This window comes from Gemella haemolysans, assembly GCF_012273215.1.
GTDB lineage: Bacteria > Bacillota > Bacilli > Staphylococcales > Gemellaceae > Gemella > Gemella haemolysans_A.
In genome coordinates this window covers 1,077,217-1,096,278 of sequence record NZ_CP050965.1, presented here as the reverse complement: position 1 = coordinate 1,096,278, position 19,062 = coordinate 1,077,217, and the positions used below count along the sequence as shown (strand labels likewise).

Annotated in this window: 15 protein-coding genes and 1 riboswitch; all 15 genes read left to right on the top strand. The window is 29.2% G+C overall.

Annotated features, from left to right (window positions below):
- The 15 genes from FOC48_RS05145 to FOC48_RS05075 all read left to right on the top strand — a co-directional run bounded on the left by FOC48_RS05145 (window position 1) and on the right by FOC48_RS05075 (window position 18,912).
- The gene (locus FOC48_RS05145; protein WP_003146912.1) at window positions 1–570 is read left to right on the top strand and encodes a GNAT family N-acetyltransferase; all 570 of its coding nucleotides are present in this window, start codon (window positions 1–3) and stop codon (window positions 568–570) included.
- A gap of 151 nt (window positions 571–721) precedes the next feature.
- Window positions 722–2,470 (top strand): ABC transporter ATP-binding protein, encoded by a 1,749-nt coding sequence (locus FOC48_RS05140; RefSeq protein WP_003146911.1) that lies wholly within the window; start codon window positions 722–724, stop codon window positions 2,468–2,470.
- Complete coding sequence (locus tag FOC48_RS05135) at window positions 2,460–4,178, top strand: ABC transporter ATP-binding protein (protein ID WP_003146910.1); 1,719 nt, start codon at window positions 2,460–2,462, stop codon at window positions 4,176–4,178. Before FOC48_RS05140 ends, FOC48_RS05135 begins: the two co-directional genes overlap by 11 nt.
- 133 nt (window positions 4,179–4,311) lie before the next feature.
- Window positions 4,312–4,500 (top strand): hypothetical protein, encoded by a 189-nt coding sequence (locus tag FOC48_RS05130; RefSeq protein WP_003146909.1) that lies wholly within the window; start codon window positions 4,312–4,314, stop codon window positions 4,498–4,500.
- A gap of 198 nt (window positions 4,501–4,698) precedes the next feature.
- Complete coding sequence (locus tag FOC48_RS05125) at window positions 4,699–5,076, top strand: DUF302 domain-containing protein (RefSeq protein ID WP_003146908.1); 378 nt, start codon at window positions 4,699–4,701, stop codon at window positions 5,074–5,076.
- Window positions 5,077–5,242: 166 nt separating this feature from the next.
- Entirely contained in the window at window positions 5,243–6,175 is a 933-nt protein-coding gene (locus FOC48_RS05120) for a dihydroorotate oxidase (RefSeq protein WP_003146907.1), read from the top strand.
- Window positions 6,176–6,301: 126 nt separating this feature from the next.
- Window positions 6,302–6,403: riboswitch (purine riboswitch) on the top strand.
- 135 nt (window positions 6,404–6,538) lie between these two features.
- The gene (locus FOC48_RS05115; RefSeq protein ID WP_003146906.1) at window positions 6,539–7,798 is read left to right on the top strand and encodes a nucleobase:cation symporter-2 family protein; all 1,260 of its coding nucleotides are present in this window, start codon (window positions 6,539–6,541) and stop codon (window positions 7,796–7,798) included.
- Between the two features lie 218 nt (window positions 7,799–8,016).
- Window positions 8,017–8,535, top strand: coding sequence for a CtsR family transcriptional regulator (locus tag FOC48_RS05110; RefSeq protein ID WP_003146905.1), 519 nt, complete (start codon window positions 8,017–8,019; stop codon window positions 8,533–8,535).
- Between the two features lie 4 nt (window positions 8,536–8,539).
- Window positions 8,540–11,014, top strand: a complete 2,475-nt coding sequence (locus FOC48_RS05105; RefSeq protein WP_003146904.1) for an ATP-dependent Clp protease ATP-binding subunit — start codon at window positions 8,540–8,542, stop codon at window positions 11,012–11,014.
- Window positions 11,015–11,016: 2 nt separating this feature from the next.
- Window positions 11,017–12,399, top strand: a complete 1,383-nt coding sequence (gene radA, locus FOC48_RS05100; protein WP_003146902.1) for a DNA repair protein RadA — start codon at window positions 11,017–11,019, stop codon at window positions 12,397–12,399.
- 235 nt (window positions 12,400–12,634) lie between these two features.
- Window positions 12,635–13,714: a PIN/TRAM domain-containing protein gene (locus tag FOC48_RS05095; protein ID WP_003146901.1), complete on the top strand. Its 1,080-nt coding sequence runs from the start codon at window positions 12,635–12,637 to the stop codon at window positions 13,712–13,714.
- A gap of 76 nt (window positions 13,715–13,790) precedes the next feature.
- On the top strand, window positions 13,791–14,021 hold the full coding sequence (gene secG, locus FOC48_RS05090; protein WP_003146900.1) for a preprotein translocase subunit SecG: 231 nt from the start codon (window positions 13,791–13,793) through the stop codon (window positions 14,019–14,021).
- A gap of 93 nt (window positions 14,022–14,114) precedes the next feature.
- Window positions 14,115–16,241: a ribonuclease R gene (rnr, locus tag FOC48_RS05085; RefSeq protein WP_003146899.1), complete on the top strand. Its 2,127-nt coding sequence runs from the start codon at window positions 14,115–14,117 to the stop codon at window positions 16,239–16,241.
- Window positions 16,242–16,252: 11 nt separating this feature from the next.
- Window positions 16,253–16,717: an SsrA-binding protein SmpB gene (gene smpB / locus FOC48_RS05080; protein WP_003146898.1), complete on the top strand. Its 465-nt coding sequence runs from the start codon at window positions 16,253–16,255 to the stop codon at window positions 16,715–16,717.
- Between the two features lie 539 nt (window positions 16,718–17,256).
- Window positions 17,257–18,912 (top strand): L-lactate permease, encoded by a 1,656-nt coding sequence (locus tag FOC48_RS05075; RefSeq protein WP_003146897.1) that lies wholly within the window; start codon window positions 17,257–17,259, stop codon window positions 18,910–18,912.
- Window positions 18,913–19,062 lie beyond the last annotated feature (150 nt).

Sequence of the window (19,062 nt, the reverse complement as noted above, 5' to 3'; positions counted from 1 at the left end):
ATGTTTATTTATAAAACAAAGAAGTTTATTTTAAACAATGGTAGTGAATGTAAACTAGTATTACCTGATAAAAAATATGCTGAAGATATTTATAAAGTAATAGTAGATGAAAGATTAAGACTAGCAAAGTACTTACCTTGGGTAATGGATATGAAATCAGTTCAGGATGAGGAACAATTCCTTGAGTATAGTATAGAAAAAATTCATAAAGAAGAAATGATGATGTTTATTATTCTAGTAGATGAAAATGTGGCAGGAATGATTGACCTTCATAATATAAATAGAAGTTCAAAAAGGGCTGAAGTCGGCTATTGGCTAAGTGAAAAATTCGAAGGTTATGGCATAATGACACAAGCTGTTGATATGATAGAAAAGTATTCTTTTAACGAATTAAAACTACATAAATTACAAATTAGGGTACATCCTGAAAATTATAAGAGTGCAAGTGTTCCTCAACGTTTAGGTTATTTTAAAGAAGCTACACTAGTAGAACACGAAGTATTGAATGGTGAATATATAGACTTAGATATATTCACAAAACTAAATAAGTATAAAAAAGTAAAGAATTGAATTTTAACAATTCTTTACTTTTTTATATATAATTGATAATAGTTATTATTTACAATTACAAATAAGAGTGATAAAATTAATGTAAGAGTTTTAAATTATTGTTAAAGTATTAATTTAAATGGGAGTTTATAAAAAAAATAAGGAGGAAATTATGTTAACAGTATATAAAAAAATTTTATCTTATGTTCCTAAAGAACGATACTTGGCATATATAGGGATTTTATTATCTATGTTGTCAGTAGTATTCAAAGTATGGGGATATTATTATTTAAGTAAGTTTTTAATTGAAATAATTGTTAATAATAATATAGAAAATGCTAAGTATTATGGATTTTGTATAGTTGGTTTACTAATTATTGGTATTACATTATATGGAATTTCTGGATTAGTAACACATGTATTAGGATTTAGATTGGAAACAAATCTTAGAAAATATGGAATTGAAGGATTATCAAAAGCGAGCTTTAGTTTTTTTGATACTCATCCTTCAGGAAAAACTAGAAAAATAATAGATGATAATGCAACGGATACACATATGATTGTAGCACATTTAATACCTGATAATGCTGGAGCTATATTAATGCCAATTCTATTATTAATCCTTGGATTTTTAGTTAGTATAAAAGTAGGGATTATTCTGATAATACTGAGTATTGTTGGAGGAATATCTCTATCTATGATGACTGGTGAAAAAGAATTTATGAAGATTTATCAAGAATCTTTAGAAACTTTAAGTAGTGAAACAGTAGAGTATGTTAGAGGAATTCAAGTTATTAAAATTTTTGGTATTAGTGTTGAATCATTTAAAGCCTTAAATACAGCCATAAAAAATTATTCTAAATATTCTTTAGAATATGCTATGTCATGTAAAAGAGGTTTTGTTGGATTTCAATGGTTCTTTTTTAGCTTTATAGCTATGGTAATCCCAATTCTTTTACTGTTTTACAATATTGAAGATCCAAAAATGTTAGCTGTTGAATTGATTATGGTACTGTTTTTAAGCGGTGCACTGTTTGTTTCATTAATGGCAATAATGTATGTATCGATGTATGCATTTATGGGACAGTCTGTCATTGAAAAACTAGAGAGTATTTTTGAAGAAATGAATAGTAATAAATTAACATTTGGTTCTAATAATGAGTTTGAAAATTATAATATTACCTTTGAAAATGTTAGCTTTGGTTATACTGATAAAAAAATTATAAATGATTTGAGTTTCAGTCTAGAAGAAAACAAGAGCTATGCTTTAGTGGGGTCTTCTGGTAGTGGTAAATCTACTATTGCAAAACTAATTTCTGGTTTTTATAAGGTAGATGGTGGAGTTATCAAAATTGGAGATAAAAGTATAAGTTCATATACTGAAGAGACTTTAATTAATAATATTGCTTTTGTTTTTCAAAATGTTAAATTATTTAAAACATCAATATATGAGAATGTTAAAATTGGTAAAGCTGATGCATCGTATGAAGAAGTTATGAATGCCATGAGTTTAGCGGGATGTGATAGTATTCTTGATAAATTCAGAGAAAGAGAACAAACTCAAATAGGTACTAAAGGAGTATATCTATCAGGTGGTGAAAAACAACGAATTGCTATAGCTCGTGCTATTTTAAAAGATGCAAAAATTATTATTATGGATGAAGCTAGTGCAGCAGTAGACCCAGAAAATGAATATGAATTACAGCGCGCATTTTCAAATCTAATAAAAAATAAAACAGTTATTATGATTGCTCATAGATTACCTAGTATTAGAAATGTTGATGAAATATTAGTAATGGATAATGGGAATATTATTGAACGTGGAACTGATAGAGAATTGATGGCTTTAGATGGTGAGTATAAAAAACTCCAAAGTTTATATAATAAAGCAAATGAGTGGAGGGTTAATTATGAAAAATAAAATTAAAAATTGGTTTGCTTTAACAAATCAAGGAGCGACTGATTTAATAAGAGCTAGTATTTTATCATTTCTAGTATATTTTTCAAATATGTTTCCTGCTATGTTACTTATGATATTAGTAGATGAACTTTTGTTAGGAAATGTTAAAAGTAAATATCTATATATAGTAATATCAATAGTGGTACTGATTGTTATATATGTACTTTTGGCTAAAGAGTACGATGCATTATATAGTGCAACCTATAAAGAAAGTGCTAATTTAAGAATAGATATAGCTACAACGTTAAGCAAACTTCCACTTGCTTATTTTTCAAAACACAACTTATCAGATATAAGTCAAACTGTTATGAAAGATGTTGAAGCAATAGAGCATGCAATGAGTCATGCAATGGCAAAAATTATAGGATTTATTCTATTTTTCCCAATTATGTCTATACTTATGTTAGTTGGAAATATATATTTAGGTTTATCAATAATGATACCTGTAGTTCTAAGTTATTCTCTAATACTAGTTTCTAAAAAAATTCAATTAAAAAAACAATATGAGAATTTTGAACAACTTCGTTATAATTCTGAAAGTTTCCAAGAAGCGATTGAACTTCAACAAGATATAAAAAGTTTTGGTTTAGGTAATAAGATAAGAGAAAAATTAAATAAAGATATGGATATAAGTGAAAAATTAAAACTTAAAGTGGAAATGGTACTATTTATACCTTTATTTTTATCATGGGTTGTTGCTCAAGGAACTTTAGTAGTCGTAATAATAGTTGGTACAGCACTTTATGCGAGTGGAAGTATTAATATATTATACTTAATTGGTTATATATTCGTTGCGATGAAAATGAAAGATATAGTTGATGGATTGGCTGCTAATACTACAGAGCTATTTTACCTAGATTCTCGTATTAAACGAATCAAAGAGATAAAAGAGACTCAAATTCAAAAAGGTAAAGAAATTAAATTGAATAATTTTGGTATTGAATTAAAAAATGTGAAATTTGGTTATGATAAAGAAAGTCCCGTATTAAAAGATGTCAGTTTTACAGCTAAACAAAATGAAGTTACAGCACTAGTAGGTGTTTCAGGATGTGGTAAAACTAGTATTTTAAAATTAATATCTAGATTATATGATTATGATGATGGACAGATAATTATTGATGGACATGATATAAAAGAAATTTCTACAGATACGCTATATAAATATGTTTCAATCGTCTTCCAAGATGTCGTATTATTCAATACGTCTATTATGGAAAATATAAGAATAGGACGTAGTAGTGCTACTGATGAAGAAGTTATAGCAGCTGCTAAGATGGCTTGTTGCGATTTTATAGATGATTTAGAAAATGGCTACAATACAATAGTTGGTGAAAATGGTGCAACCTTATCTGGAGGAGAAAGACAAAGATTATCGATAGCTAGAGCATTTTTAAAAGATTCTCCAATTGTTATTTTAGATGAAATATCTGCGGCTTTAGATGTGGAAAATGAGAAAAAAATTCAAGATAGTTTAAATAATCTTATAAAAAATAAAACAGTAATTGTTATTTCTCATAGACTTAAATCAATAGAGAATGTAGATAAAATAATAGTCTTAGATAATGGAATAGTTGAGTGCCAAGGAACACATAATTACTTGTTAGAACATTCTAGGGTGTATAGAAAACTAATTGAGAGATCAAAAGCAGTAGAGAGCTTTAAGTATTAAATAAGATAAAAAATAATTTACTGAAAAATATTGATATGGTATTTCTTTTAACATAGGAGGTGAACAAAAAGAAGTTACTGATGCTATTGGTAAAGTCATAAACATTGTAGATGCGAAGAAAACAAAAAAAGAAATGGTTGAGAATGAAGAAATTAAAGATGATAAAATATCTCAAGAATCTGTAAAAGTTACTAACTCAAAGGGAAAATCTAAGAAGCAACTTCCAAATACAAGAATGAAAGATTCTATGTTAGGATTATTAGGTTTTGCTCTGCTAGCATGCTTAGGGTTGGGCTATACGAGAAAATATCTAAGAAAATAAAAAGAGGTTTTATCAAGTAAGAAAAATTTTATTAGAAATCTAGGTGTACTTTGTTGCTTAGATTTCTACTTTTTTCAATAAAAAATGATATTAAAACATTTTAAAATTTAGAAGAAAAGTACAAATTATTTGTGTAAATGTCTTTTTTATACTAAGATATGGTTAAAAAAGTATATTAGTATTTATGTGAGGTAAATTATGGAAAAATATCTAATTAATGACGAATTTAAAAATATAAAATCGAAAGTAGATGAATATTTAGAAAAAAATAATATTCACCAATTTCTAAATATTAACCAAGGTGAATACGCTAGAAACGTTGATTTAGAATTAGAGGATATTCAATATGTTGTTTTTGGGAATCCAAAAGTTGGAACATTACTAATGCAAGATGACTTATATCTAAGTTTTAACCTACCACTTAAATTATTACTTATTAAGAGAGAAGATAAGACAGAAGTATTATATGAAAAACCTACTTCTTGGTTAAAAGAAAATCATTCTGATAGAATAAAAGAAATATTACCTAAGATGGACAATTTATATTTAGATATAATTAATTATATAGAAGCATAATAAGAATTATTTATTTATTACTAACTTCTATAGAAGGAGATAGAAAAAATTGATTTTTTATCTCCTTCTTTTTTTACTTGGATACAAATCTAAAACTAGCTTTAACAATGGTTATTAGAATTTATTTGTGATAAACTATTGTTAGTAAACATAGGAGGTATGAAGAATGTTAAAAACAAACTTTTTAGATGTAGAATTATCTAATCCGTTAATGAATGCATCAGGGGTACACTGTATGACTATCGAGGAATTAGATGAATTAGCTAATAGTGAAGCGGGGGCTTTTGTTACAAAAACTGCAACTAGAGACTATAGAGCAGGTAATCCTGAACCAAGATATTATGATACAAATTTAGGAAGTATTAATTCAATGGGATTACCAAATAATGGTTTAGATTATTATTTAGACTATGTTATTGAGCGTCAAAAATCTGGAGCAAAATTACAGTTTTTATCAGTTACTGGTATGAGTTATGAAGAGAATGTTGGTTTATTAAAGAAAATTCAAGAGAGCGAATATGAAGGGGTCACAGAGTTTAATTTGTCATGTCCGAATGTTCCTGGGAAACCTCAGATTGCTTATGATTTTGAACTTACAGATAAATTATTAGCTGAGGTATTCACATTCTTTACAAAACCACTAGGTGTTAAATTACCACCATATTTTGACATTGCACATTTTGATGAAATGGCAAAAATTCTTAATAAATATCCACTTACGTATGTAAATAGCGTAAATAGTGTAGGTAATGGTTTATATATTGATTTAGATAAAGAACAAGTAGTTATTAAACCAAAAGGTGGATTTGGTGGTCTTGGTGGAGAATATATTAAACCAACAGCATTAGCCAATGTTCGTGCATTTAGAGAAAGATTAAATCCAAGTATAAAAATTATTGGAACTGGTGGAGTTATTAATGGTAAAGATGTATTCGAACATATTCTATGTGGTGCAGATTTAGTTCAAGTAGGAACAACTTTACATAAAGAGGGAGTTTCAGTATTTTCTAGATTAACTAAAGAACTACAAGAAATCATGAAAGAAAAAGGATACTCAAGTTTAGAGGACTTTAGAGGTAAGCTAAAAGTAATAGATTAGTCATTGGGGCTTAAAGATTCTATTTGAGAACCTAATAATATATTAAATTCTTCTATGATAGATAATAAAATATTAAATAAATTATGGATAACACTTGAAAATCAATTTGAAAATTGTTATTATATATTGTACAGACAAAATATAGCACATATAAAGGCAAGAATATGGCTTGCAAGTTTCTACCATCAAACCGTAAATTTGATGACTATGGGCATACTTATTATTATATTTTACTTTAAACTAGTTTTTAAAGTATTATTTGTAGTAGAATTTTAAATCGCCTATAAGTAATTATAGGTGATTTTTTGTATTTATATAGTTATATTTGTCAAAAAATAATATATAACTAAGGAGATAAGAATTTTGAAAACTTTTATATCAAGTTTACAACACGTACTAGCAATGTACGCAGGAGCAGTTATTGTTCCGATAATTGTGGCTGGTGGATTAGGTCTTTCAGCAGAACAAACAACTTATTTGGTGTCAGTTGATATTTTCATGTGTGGGGTAGCAACATTCCTACAAGTATATAAAGGAAAATTTACAGGTATTGGTTTACCTGTTGTTCTTGGATGTACTTTTACTGCAGTAGCACCGATGATAGCTATAGGTAATAGTTCTGGGTTGCCAACTATGTATGGAGCTATTTTCGTTTCTGGATTAGTAGTAGTTTTAATAGCTCCATTCTTTGCAAAGGTGGCTAAATTATTCCCTCCAGTTGTTACAGGAAGTGTAGTTACGATTATTGGTATTACTTTAGTGCCTGTTGCGATGAACTATATTGCAGGTGGACAAGGATCAAAAGATTTTGGGAATCCAAAAAATATTTTATTAGCATGTATCACTTTAGCAATTATTTTAGTAATATATAAATTCACTACAGGATTTATTCAATCAATAGCTATTCTTCTAGGTTTAGTATCTGGTACAATTATTGCTAGTTTTATGGGGTTGGTGAGTTTATCAGAAGTATCACAAGCGGGTTGGTTCCAGCATCCAACACCATTTAAATTTACTGGTTTTGAATTTAACATGAGTGCTATTTTAACATTTGTTATAGTGGGGATTGTTAGTATGATTGAATCAACTGGTGTATATTATGCCCTAGGAAATATTTGTAATCAAGAAGTTAAAGAACCAGATTTACGAAGAGGGTACTTAGCTGAAGGTTTAGCTGTAATGATAGGTTCATTAGTAAATGCATTCCCGTATACAACTTATTCTCAAAATGTAGGGCTTGTGCAAATTTCAGGTGTTAAGAGTAAAAAAGTGATGTATGTAATGGTGCTTTTACTACTAGTTTTTGGATCTATTCCAAAAATCGGAGCTTTAGCTACAATCGTACCTCAACCAGTATTAGGGGGAGCGATGATTAGTATGTTTGGTATGGTACTTGCGTATGGGGTTAAGATGTTAGGTAATACAGATTTTGCGAAACAGGAAAATCTTATGATAATAGCTTGTTCAGTTGGATTAGGACTTGGTGTTACTACAGCACCAACAGCATTTTCACAATTACCAAGCTTTATTCGTATGTTTACGGATAGTGGTATTGTACTAGGAACAATAGTTGCTATTGTAATGAATTTAATATTTAATAGAAAATCAAAATTAAATAATTAATTAGCTAGATATAGATTGTGATTTAGATATAGAAATTTATTAAAAATTAAAAAGAGAATGACTTTATAATATTGATTTATATAATATTTCGATTTTATAAAAACGTTCTCTTTTTTTATGTATTTAGGCTTAAAAATCAATGTTTTTTGTGTACAAAATATTGTAGATGTAGTATAATTTAATAAAGGTCAATTTTAGTCAATAAAGGAGGTGCCCTTATGAATAATAATATGACAGATATTCTTGAACAATATATTATGAACTTATTTAATGAGGCAACAGAAGATCATATAATTATTAAAAGAAGTAATGTCGCACAAAAATTTGACTGTGTACCATCCCAATTAAATTATGTAATAAAAACGAGATTTACTCCGGAACATGGATTTATTATAGAAAGTAAACGTGGAGGGGGAGGATTTATTAGGATTACTAAAATAACCCTTCACAAAAATAAAGATTACATAGACTATTTAATTGAGACAATAGATAATGAAATTTTAGAGGTAGATGAAGCTATGAGAATAGCTAAAATTCTACTTGAAAAAGAATACATAGATAAATTTGATTACAATCATTTTATAGATAGCGTAGAGATTGTTACAGAAGTGCATAATCAGTTCTTAGAGCATATTGATGATAATAGTGCTGAAGAGATGATTTCTAAAACAAAAGCAAATTTAAAAGATTTAACAATAAGATTTTTAACAAATATAAAATATAATAAGAGAGGATAAGGTTATGTACATAAGATTTAATGAAACAGCCCTTATGGTGCTAACGACAGCAAAAGAAGAAGCTAATGATTTTGGTGTTAAGGCTGTAGGGACTGAACACTTACTATTAGCTATGTTGAGTATGAATAATACATTAGCATGTAAAACACTTAATAAATATGGTGTTTATTATGATGACTTCAGAAAAAACGTAGTAGACTTTTATGAAGCGGAATTAGAAGGTACTGATTTTTATCGCAATGTTCTAATGAAAATAGATTATACTAATGGAGCTGTTAGAACTATAGAAAAAAGTCAACAGTTTGCAGATGATACATCTAGTTTTGTAGTTACAAGTGAGCACTTACTGTTATCTTTACTTAATGAAAAAACAGGGACTGCTGTTCGTTTATTAACTGACAAGTTAGGAGTTAATGTTGATGCGTTAATTACGGAACTATTTGAATTATTAAAACAAAGCCAGGGGTTACTGTCTAAATTATTCGATGGATTTAAAAAATTAGAAGCACCAGAAGATAGTTCAGCAAAAACTAAAACACTAAATTCATTAGCTAAGGATTTAACAAAAGATGCCTTTAATAATAAATTAGACCCTGTTTTAGCTCGTGATAAAGAAATTACTCGAATGATAGAGATACTAAATAGACGTACTAAGAATAATCCGGTATTAATTGGAGAACCTGGGGTTGGAAAAACAGCTATTGTTGAAGGTTTAGCGGAAAGAATAGTATCTCAAAATGTTCCTAGTAATTTATTGGGTAAGAGAGTTATGGTTCTAGATATGGGAACTTTACTTGCAGGTACTAAATATCGTGGTGAATTCGAAGAAAGATTAAAAAATATCATTACTGAAATTGAAGATGCAGGAGATATTATTTTATTCATCGATGAAATCCATACGATAATTGGTGCTGGAGGAACTGAAGGTAGTGCTGATGCATCAAACATCTTAAAACCAGCATTATCACGTGGTTTAATTCAATGTATAGGAGCTACAACTACTGAAGAATATAGAAAATATTTTGAAAAAGATGCAGCTTTAGAACGTAGATTCCAACCGATTAAAGTTGAAGAACCAAATACAGAAGATTCAATTAAAATTCTAGAAGGATTACGCCATAAATATGAAGAACATCATAATGTAGAAATTTTAGATGAAGCTTTAGATGCAGCGGTTAAGTTAAGTACAACTTATATTACTGATAGATGTTTACCAGATAAAGCAATTGACCTTATCGATGAAGCTTGTTCTAAAGTTAAACTAAGATTTTATAAATCTCCAGAGAAATTAAAAGAATATGAAGATGAATTAAGTCGTTTAAATAAAGAAAAAGATAGAGCTGTAATTAATCAAGAATTTGAAATAGCAGCTAAAAAACGTGATGAAGTTAACCAAGTAATTAGTAAAATTGAACAATTTAAAATTTCTTGGCAAGACAGTTTATCAAAAGATAAAATAAAAATTAGTGCTGATCATGTAGCTGAAGTTCTAGCAGCTTGGACTGGGGTACCTGTTACTAAATTAACAGAAACAGAAAGTGAAAGACTTCTAAAATTAGAAGAAATTCTACACAAACGAGTTATTGGACAAGATGAAGCTGTAGTAAGTCTAGCTAAAGCGGTTAGAAGAGCGAGAAGCGGATTTAAAGCACCTAATAGACCAATAGGAAGTTTTATTTTCTTAGGACCTACAGGTGTAGGGAAAACAGAACTTGCGAAAAGCTTATCTGAAGCATTATTTAGTTCAGAAGATAATATGATTCGTATTGATATGAGTGAATATATGGAACCACACTCAATTAGTAGACTTGTTGGAGCTCCTCCAGGTTATGTAGGATATGAAGAAGCGGGACAATTGTCTGAACAAGTTCGTCAAAAACCATATTCTGTAGTATTATTTGATGAAATTGAAAAAGCTCATCCATCTATCTTTAATATTTTATTACAAGTATTAGATGATGGACGTTTAACAGATGCCTCAGGTCGTGTAGTAGATTTCAAAAATACTATTATTATCATGACTTCGAACGTTGGAGTGAGTGAACTAAATGATCAAAAATTTGTAGGATTTGGTGGAAGTGAATCTATCAAAAATGATTATAAAAATGTTCAAAATACTATGATGGAAGCATTGAAAAAACAATATCGCCCAGAATTTTTAAATAGAATAGATGATATTATTGTCTTCAAAACTCTTGAAAAAGAAGAATTAGAAAAAATTTCAGAGTTATTAATTGATGGATTATCTAAGCGATTAGCAGATAGAGATATTACTATTAAACTTACTAAGAAAGCTATGGCTAAAATCGTTGAAGACGGTAGTATAAAAGAATATGGAGCTCGTCCATTGAAACGTAGTATTCAAAAAAATATTGAAGACTTATTAAGTGAAGAACTATTAAGAAATCCAGATTTAACTGGAACTATTAATATTGATTATAAAAATGATAATTTTGTTGTAAAGAAAACTAAGAGGTAACTATGGCAAAGGTAAATGTTAAATATGAATGTAATGCCTGTGGTTACCAAAGTTTGAAATATATGGGAAGATGCCCTAATTGTAAAAAATGGGCATCTATGGAAGAAGTAGTTGAAGCAAAGAAGGCTACTAAACATACAGAATTTGAAGTTAAAACAAATGATACAGAACGTGTAGAAGCTGGGAAACTAAAATCAGTTTCTACACAGGATGTTCCACGAACACTTACTGATAGCGGTGAATTAAATAGAGTCCTAGGAGGAGGAGTTGTAGGAGGATCGTTAGTCCTTTTAGGAGGAGATCCAGGTATTGGGAAATCTACTTTACTTCTTCAAATATCAGCATATTTAGCCAAAGAACACGATGTTCTTTACGTAACAGGCGAGGAATCTGTAAGGCAGGTTAAAATAAGAGCTGATAGATTAAAAAATAATACAGATGAACTTTTTGTTTATGCGCAAACTGATTTGAATTTAATTTATCAAGTAGTAAAAAAAATAAAACCTCAGTTTTTAGTTATCGACTCGATTCAAACAATTTATAATCCTAATCTAGAAAATTCACCAGGAAGTATTACTCAAGTTAGAGAATGTACACAACAACTTATGAAAATTGCTAAGAGTCTAAACATAGCTATCTTTATAGTAGGACATGTTACTAAAGAAGGAACTATTGCAGGGCCACGCATGCTTGAGCATATGGTTGATACTGTACTGTATTTTGAAGGGGAAGGTCAACATAGTTACAGAATACTTAGAGCTGTGAAAAATCGTTTTGGTTCTACTAATGAAATCGGTATTTTTGAGATGAAACATAGTGGACTAGAAGATTTAGCTAATCCTTCGCAGATGTTCCTTGAGGAACGAAGTAAAAATCTTGCAGGGGCAACAATTATAAGTACAATGGAAGGTAGTAGACCATTATTAGTAGAAATACAATCGCTAACTACACCAACTGCTTTTAATAACCCAAGAAGAATTTCTACTGGATTAGAGTATAATAAATTAATCCTATTAATGGCTGTTCTTGAGAAGAAAGCAGGGTATTTACTTCAACAACAAGATGTCTACGTTAAAGTCTCAGGGGGGGTTAAAATTGATGATCCTGCTGTAGACTTAGGTGTAGTCATGGCTGTTGCTTCAAGTTTTAAAGATATTGCGGTTAATATGAATGATTGTTTCATCGGTGAGGTTGGATTAACTGGTGAAGTTAGAAGAGTAAGTAGAATAGAACAAAGAATCAATGAAGCTAAAAAACATGGATTTAAACGTGTTATAGTGCCAATAGGCAATATGAAAAATTCTGATTTTCCAGATGGGATTGAAATAATTCCGGTAAAAGATATTAGAGAATGTTTAGACATAGCTTTTAGCAATTTTTTTTAAATAAATTATGATAGGTGAATAGAGTTTTAGTAATTTAATTTCTCTATTCATCTATTAGTATAAAAAAATATTAAAAATACTTAAATTATTTTGAACTTAATTATGTTAATTTTAAGTAGAATGTAGTAGAATAGTTAGAAGAGACGTTTTATATCTCTTTATCATACAATATAAAATTATTAGAGAATAATTAATAATTTTAAATTACAATTAAATATTTAAAGGAGTGATTTTTATGTTGAAAAAAGTTATAATTACAATTTCCTTTTTTCTAGGAATAACTGTCGGAACACTTTCAACTAGTGCATTGATTTATTATAATATATTTACTTCAATGAGTGAGACGATGTTAAGAATCATTGTTACAATTGGAACTACAGTATTTTTTGTATTAATGTCTTTATTATTTTCAGATAGATTTGTAGCAATGTTAAAAAGAATCGAAGATCGTCTTTCAAGAACACCAATACAAAAAATTGTTTTCACGACAATAGGATTAATTCTTGGGTTACTTTTAGCCAGTTTACTTTCATCAGGAGTTGATGTTATAGCTGGTGCAGGAATAATGGGAAGAATTATCTCAGCTGTGATTTATATTGTTTTTGGATACTTAGGATTGGTACTAGGGTATAGACGTGAAGGTGAATTTTTAAATATCCTTACAGCTTTTAAATTTGGAAATAAACCTAAAGAAAAAGAACCTAAAGTTAAGACTAAGAAAGTTGTAGCTAAGGTTGTTGACACAAGTGCCTTAATTGATTCACGTATTCAAGATGTTGCTAAAACTGGATTTTTAGAAGGGAAGATTATTGTTCCTGAGTTTGTATTAAAAGAATTACAATTAATTTCAGATTCAGAGGATCCATTAAAACGTGCCAAAGGTCGATTAGGGTTAGATTGTGTTGAACATCTCCAAAAAATGAAAGAGATTGATCTTGAAATAGATAATAAATACAATTATAACGAGCATAAAGGTGTAGATAATCTACTAATTGACTATGCTTTAAAATATAAATGTGCTATTATAACAACTGATTATAACCTTAATAAACTTGCTACTTTACAATCGATTAAGGTTCTAAATGTTAATGATTTAAGTAATGCTGTAAAACCTATGTTAACTACAGGTGAAAAATTAGAAGTTCAGGTTCTAAGAGAAGGTAAGGAAAATAATCAAGGTGTAGCATATACTGAAGATGGTACAATGATTGTTGTTGAAAATGGTAAACGTGCCGTAGGAAAAACTGTCGAAGTTGAGGTGCAAAGTGTACTACAAACATCTTCAGGAAGAATAATATTCACAAGAATTGTTTAATTAATTTGCTTTTTTTGAAAAAATGTGTTAATATAAATTGTATTGTATTAACGAATGATTATTTTAGGAGGAGAGTATGCACACTTTTTTAATGACAATAGCAATAGTAAGTAGTATTCTGTTAATTGTAGTAGTTTTATTACAAGAAAGTAAATCTGGAGGTTTATCTGGATTAACTGGTGGAGCAGAAGAACTATTTGGAAAACAAAAAGTAAGAGGTGCTGAATTAGTTTTACAAAGAATTACAATAGTACTAGGACTAATATTTTTTATAACACTAGTGTGTCTTACTTGGTTAAAATTATAGACTAAACAATGATAAACCTAAAATGTAATTTCATTTTAGGTTTATTTTTATAGAAATAATTATATGTTGTATAATCTAATAAAGGAGGATTATATGTTAGAAAAAATTGAAAAAATATTCAATGAAGATAAAGTTTTAAGTATTGAAGATTTAAAAGAAAAATTAAATATTGATTCAGCAAAAGAATTTGTTGAGTTAGTTAAGAATGTTGGAAAGTTAGAAAGAAAATTAGTTATAACTCAATTACCTAATGAGAAATTTCTTTATGTCAAAGAAGCTATAGAAGTAGAAGGGGTAATTAGATTACATCAAAAAGGATTTGCATTTGTTTATTCGGCTGATTTAGGAATAGAAGTATATATACCTAAAGGATTTACACAAAGTGCTATGACTGGTGATGTTGTTCTTGTTAAAGTAGATAGTGTATATAAAAACGATCGTAATTTAGAAGGTGTTGTTCAAAAAGTACTAGAAAGAAATACTAAGTATACGGTTGGAACATTAACTAATGCAAAATTTTTCTCTTTTGTAAAAAGTGATGATAAAAATATTGTAAAATATATAAAAATAACAAATGCCAAAAATTTTAATTTTGTAGATGGAACTAAGGTGTTAGTTGAAATTACTGATTATTCTAAGGTTAGCTTTGAAGATCATAAAGGGATAATAATCAAGTCAATAGGTCATAAAGATGATCCAGGAGTTGATATTCTTTCAGTAATATATAAACATAATGTCCCGAATGAATTTCCAAAGGAAGTAGTTGAACAAACTGAAAAAATCAGTGAGGAGATTAAAATTGAGGATAAGTACAGAGATTGTACAGACGAAATGGTTGTCACAATAGATGGAGATGATGCGAAGGATTTAGATGATGCTGTCTCTGTTGTGAAAACTAAAAAAGGGTATAGATTAAAAGTATTTATTGCTGATGTCAGTAGATATGTTACTGAGGATAGCCCATTAGATAAAGAAGCAGCTAATAGAGGGTGCAGTGTTTATTTAGCGGATAGGGTTGTACCTATGTTACCAAGAAAATTATCTAATAATATTTGCTCGTTAAATCCACATATATTAAGATATACAATATGTTGTGATATTGATTTTAATTTTAAAGGACATCCTGAAAGTTATGATATTTATCCAGCGGTTATCAAATCAAAAGGACGACTAACTTATAAAAAAGTTAATGAAGTCTATGCAGAAAATAAAGAAGTTATAGGTGAATATAAAGAGTATGTCCCTATGTTAAAAACTGCATTAGAATTATCTAGAAAAATTCGAATGAATAGGGAAACAAGAGGAGCTATTGATTTTGATAAACCAGAATCTAAAGTTGTAGTTGATGAGAATGGTGAGGTAGTGGATATCGTTCTAAGAGAAAGAGGTATATCAGAACGCTTAATAGAAGATTTTATGCTAAGTGCAAATGAAGTAATAGGAGAACACTTCTTTTGGATGCAAGTGCCGTTTATTTATCGTATTCATGAAGAACCAAAATTTGAAAAACTTAGACAATTTTTTGATATCGCGGCTAGTCTAGGATATAGAACAAAAGGGAAAATTGACGAAATTGAACCTTATATTCTTGCAAATATGCTTAGAAAATTTAAAGGTGAAGTAGTAGAACCTATGCTTTCTACAATTTTATTAAGAACTATGAATCAGGCAAGATATTCTACAAATAATATAGGGCACTTTGCATTAGCGACGAAATATTATACTCACTTTACATCGCCTATAAGACGTTATCCTGACTTATTGGTACACAGAATGATAAGAACTTATCTGTTTAATGGAGATGTATCTGATGAAACGATTGATAACTTTCTAACTAGACTTCCAGAATTAGCAGAAAGTTCTTCAGAATATGAAAAACGAGCGGTTGATTGTGAACGTGAAGTTGATAGAATGAAGAAATGTGAGTATATGTTAAAATATCAAGAACAAACATTCAGAGGTATTATATCTAGTGTTACTAATTTTGGAGTGTTTATTACGTTAGAAAGAAGTAATATTGAAGGACTAGTCCATATTAAGGCTATGAATGATGATTATTATACTTATGATCAAAAGAACATGGTTTTAATTGGAAGAAGAAAGAAAAAAATATATCGCCTAGGTGATGAGGTTATCGTTAAAGTAGCGAATGTTGATTTAGAGAATCAGGAAATAGATTTCAAAATATTAAAACATAAATCATTAATTAGTGGTAAATAGAGGAAGATATTATGAACAAAGAAATTAAAGTAATAGCTCAAAATAAAAAAGCAAATCATGATTATTTTATTGAGGAAACATACGAGGCAGGATTAGTTCTAACTGGTACGGAAATAAAATCGATACGTCGTGGAAGGATTAATCTAAAGGATTCTTATTGTCAAACTAGACGTGGAGAAATGTTTGTATATAATATGCATATATCTCATTTTGAAGAGGGGAATAGATTTAATCATGAACCATTAAGAGTAAGAAAATTGTTATTAAAGAAAAAACAAATTGCTTCATTGACTAATGTCCAAAATGAAATTGGTATGAGTATAGTTCCTTTAAAACTATATATAAAAAATGGCTACGCAAAGCTGTTAATTGGAGTTGCTAAGGGTAAAAAGAACTATGATAAACGTCATGTGTTGAAGCAAAAAGAAGCAAATAAAGAGATAAGTAGGGTTTTAAAAGATAAACAAAAATATTAAAAAACTATGTATTATTTTATAGTAAGTATAATCAAACATATCGTAATAAGGTTTATTACGATATGTTTTTTTTATACCTAAAGAATAAAATAGTATAAAATAATTATTTTGACCTTAATTTTTTATTGAAAAGTGTAAATAGAAAATGGAACTGTTATAAAAAACGTTTGTAATTTATTTCAAAAAAATACATACAATTATCTTTGGTATTAGTGGATTTCTTAAGAATGTTGTAAAAATAACTAAAAAAACGCTTTACATTTAAATGAAAGCGTGCTACAATATTTAATGTAAACAAGAAAATCATTGATTAATTACCATCAAATATCAAGCGGTTATTATATCTAATCAATAAAAAATGAAACAGTTTTAAATCTGTTATATATCTGATTTTTGAAAAAGAAAAAAATAGTCTTTAAAATAAACAGTTTAGAATTTTTATGATATTTGATTTTTAGTTAACATATTATTTGGTAGTTAAAAACAATAGATTTTCTCAAACCAAACAAAATATATTTATACAAAGGAGAAGTGTATTTATGGAAAAATTCACTCAATTATTACAGCCGGTGGCTGATAATTTATATGTTTCTGCACTTGTTGCATTAATCCCGATTGTGTTTTACTTAGTAGCACTAGCTGGATTCAAAGTTAAAGGGTGGTTAACAGGACTTTTAACTTTATTAGTAGCAATTGTAATTGCATGTCTATTCTTTAAAATGCCATTCCAATTTGCGGCATTCTCAACATTACATGGTATGGTATACGGAGTTATGCCTATCGGTTGGATTATCTTAACATCAGTGTTCTTATATAAAATGACAGTAAAAACTGGTCACTTTGACATTATCAGAGACAGTATTACTTCATTAACTGATGACCGTCGTATTCAAGCATTAATCATTGCATTCTCATTCGGAGCGTTCTTGGAAGGAGCTGCAGGATTTGGTGCACCAGTAGCAATCACAGCTTCATTATTAGTAGGTTTAGGATTTAAACCACTTTATGCTGCAGGTGTTTGTATGATCGCTAATACTGCACCGGTTGCATTCGGAGCAGTTGGAGCACCGGTAACAGCTATGGACGGATTAGCAACATACGCAAATGGTTCACCAATCGCAGCTGCTGAAATCGCAGCAATGATTGGGCGTCAATTACCACTAGTGTCTATCTTCATTCCATTCTACTTAGTATTAATTATGGCTGGATTTAAGAAAACATTAGAAGTTTGGCCAGCATTATTAGTATCTGGTGGATCATTCGCAATCGCACAATTTGTAAGTTCTAACTACATGGGAGAACAATTACCTGACATTCTTTCATCATTAGTATCATTAGTTTCAATCGTTATTTTACTTCAATTCTGGAAACCTAAAACAACTTGGAGATTTGCTGATGAAAAAGAAGTTGATGGTAAAGAGAATGTTAAAGCAAAACACAGCTTAAACGAAGTTTTAGTAGCTTGGTCACCATTCGTAGTATTAACAGTGATTATCTTCTTATGGACTATGAAATCTTCTAAAGCATTCTTCAAAACAATTGCTTTAAACCCTAAAGTACCATTTATTCACAACAACATTATCAGTTCAGTATCTGGTAAAGAAATAGCTGCAGTATTCAAGTTAGATTTAGTAGGATCAATTGGTACAGCAATCTTAGTAGCAGCATTAATTTCTAAATTTATCATTAAAATTAGTTGGAAAGATGCAGCTGTAACATTTGTTCAAACATTTAATGAAGTTAAAATTGCATTGCTAACTATCTGTTTTGTAGTAGGATTTGCTTACATCATGAATGCATCAGGTATGTCAAATACTTTAGGATACGCATTAGCGGCAACTGGAGGAGCATTTAAATTCTTATCTCCAGCACTTGGATGGATTGGAGTATTCATCACTGGTTCTGATACATCAGCTAACTTACTATTCGCTAAATTACAACAAGTTACAGCTAGCCAAGTAGGAATGGATCCATTATTAGCAGTGGCAGCTAACGCATCTGGAGGAGTTGTAGGTAAAATGATTTCTCCACAATCTATCGCGGTAGCAGCTGCAGCGGTTGGATTAGTAGGAAGAGAGTCAGATTTACTTAAATTTACAGTTAAACACAGTTTCATCCTATTAATCATTGTGTGTGCTATCATCGCACTTCAATCAACAGGAGTACTTGGATGGATGATTCCAGTACACCCATAATAAAAGAAATTTTAGAGGGAGATCGAGTTATACTCGGTCTTCTTTTTCATTGTATATAGAGTTGTAGAAAAAAATTCTAAAATAAATCACTTTCATTAGTATATTTGTTTACAATGGAGGAAAATAGTGGTATTATTGATAAGTTAGATT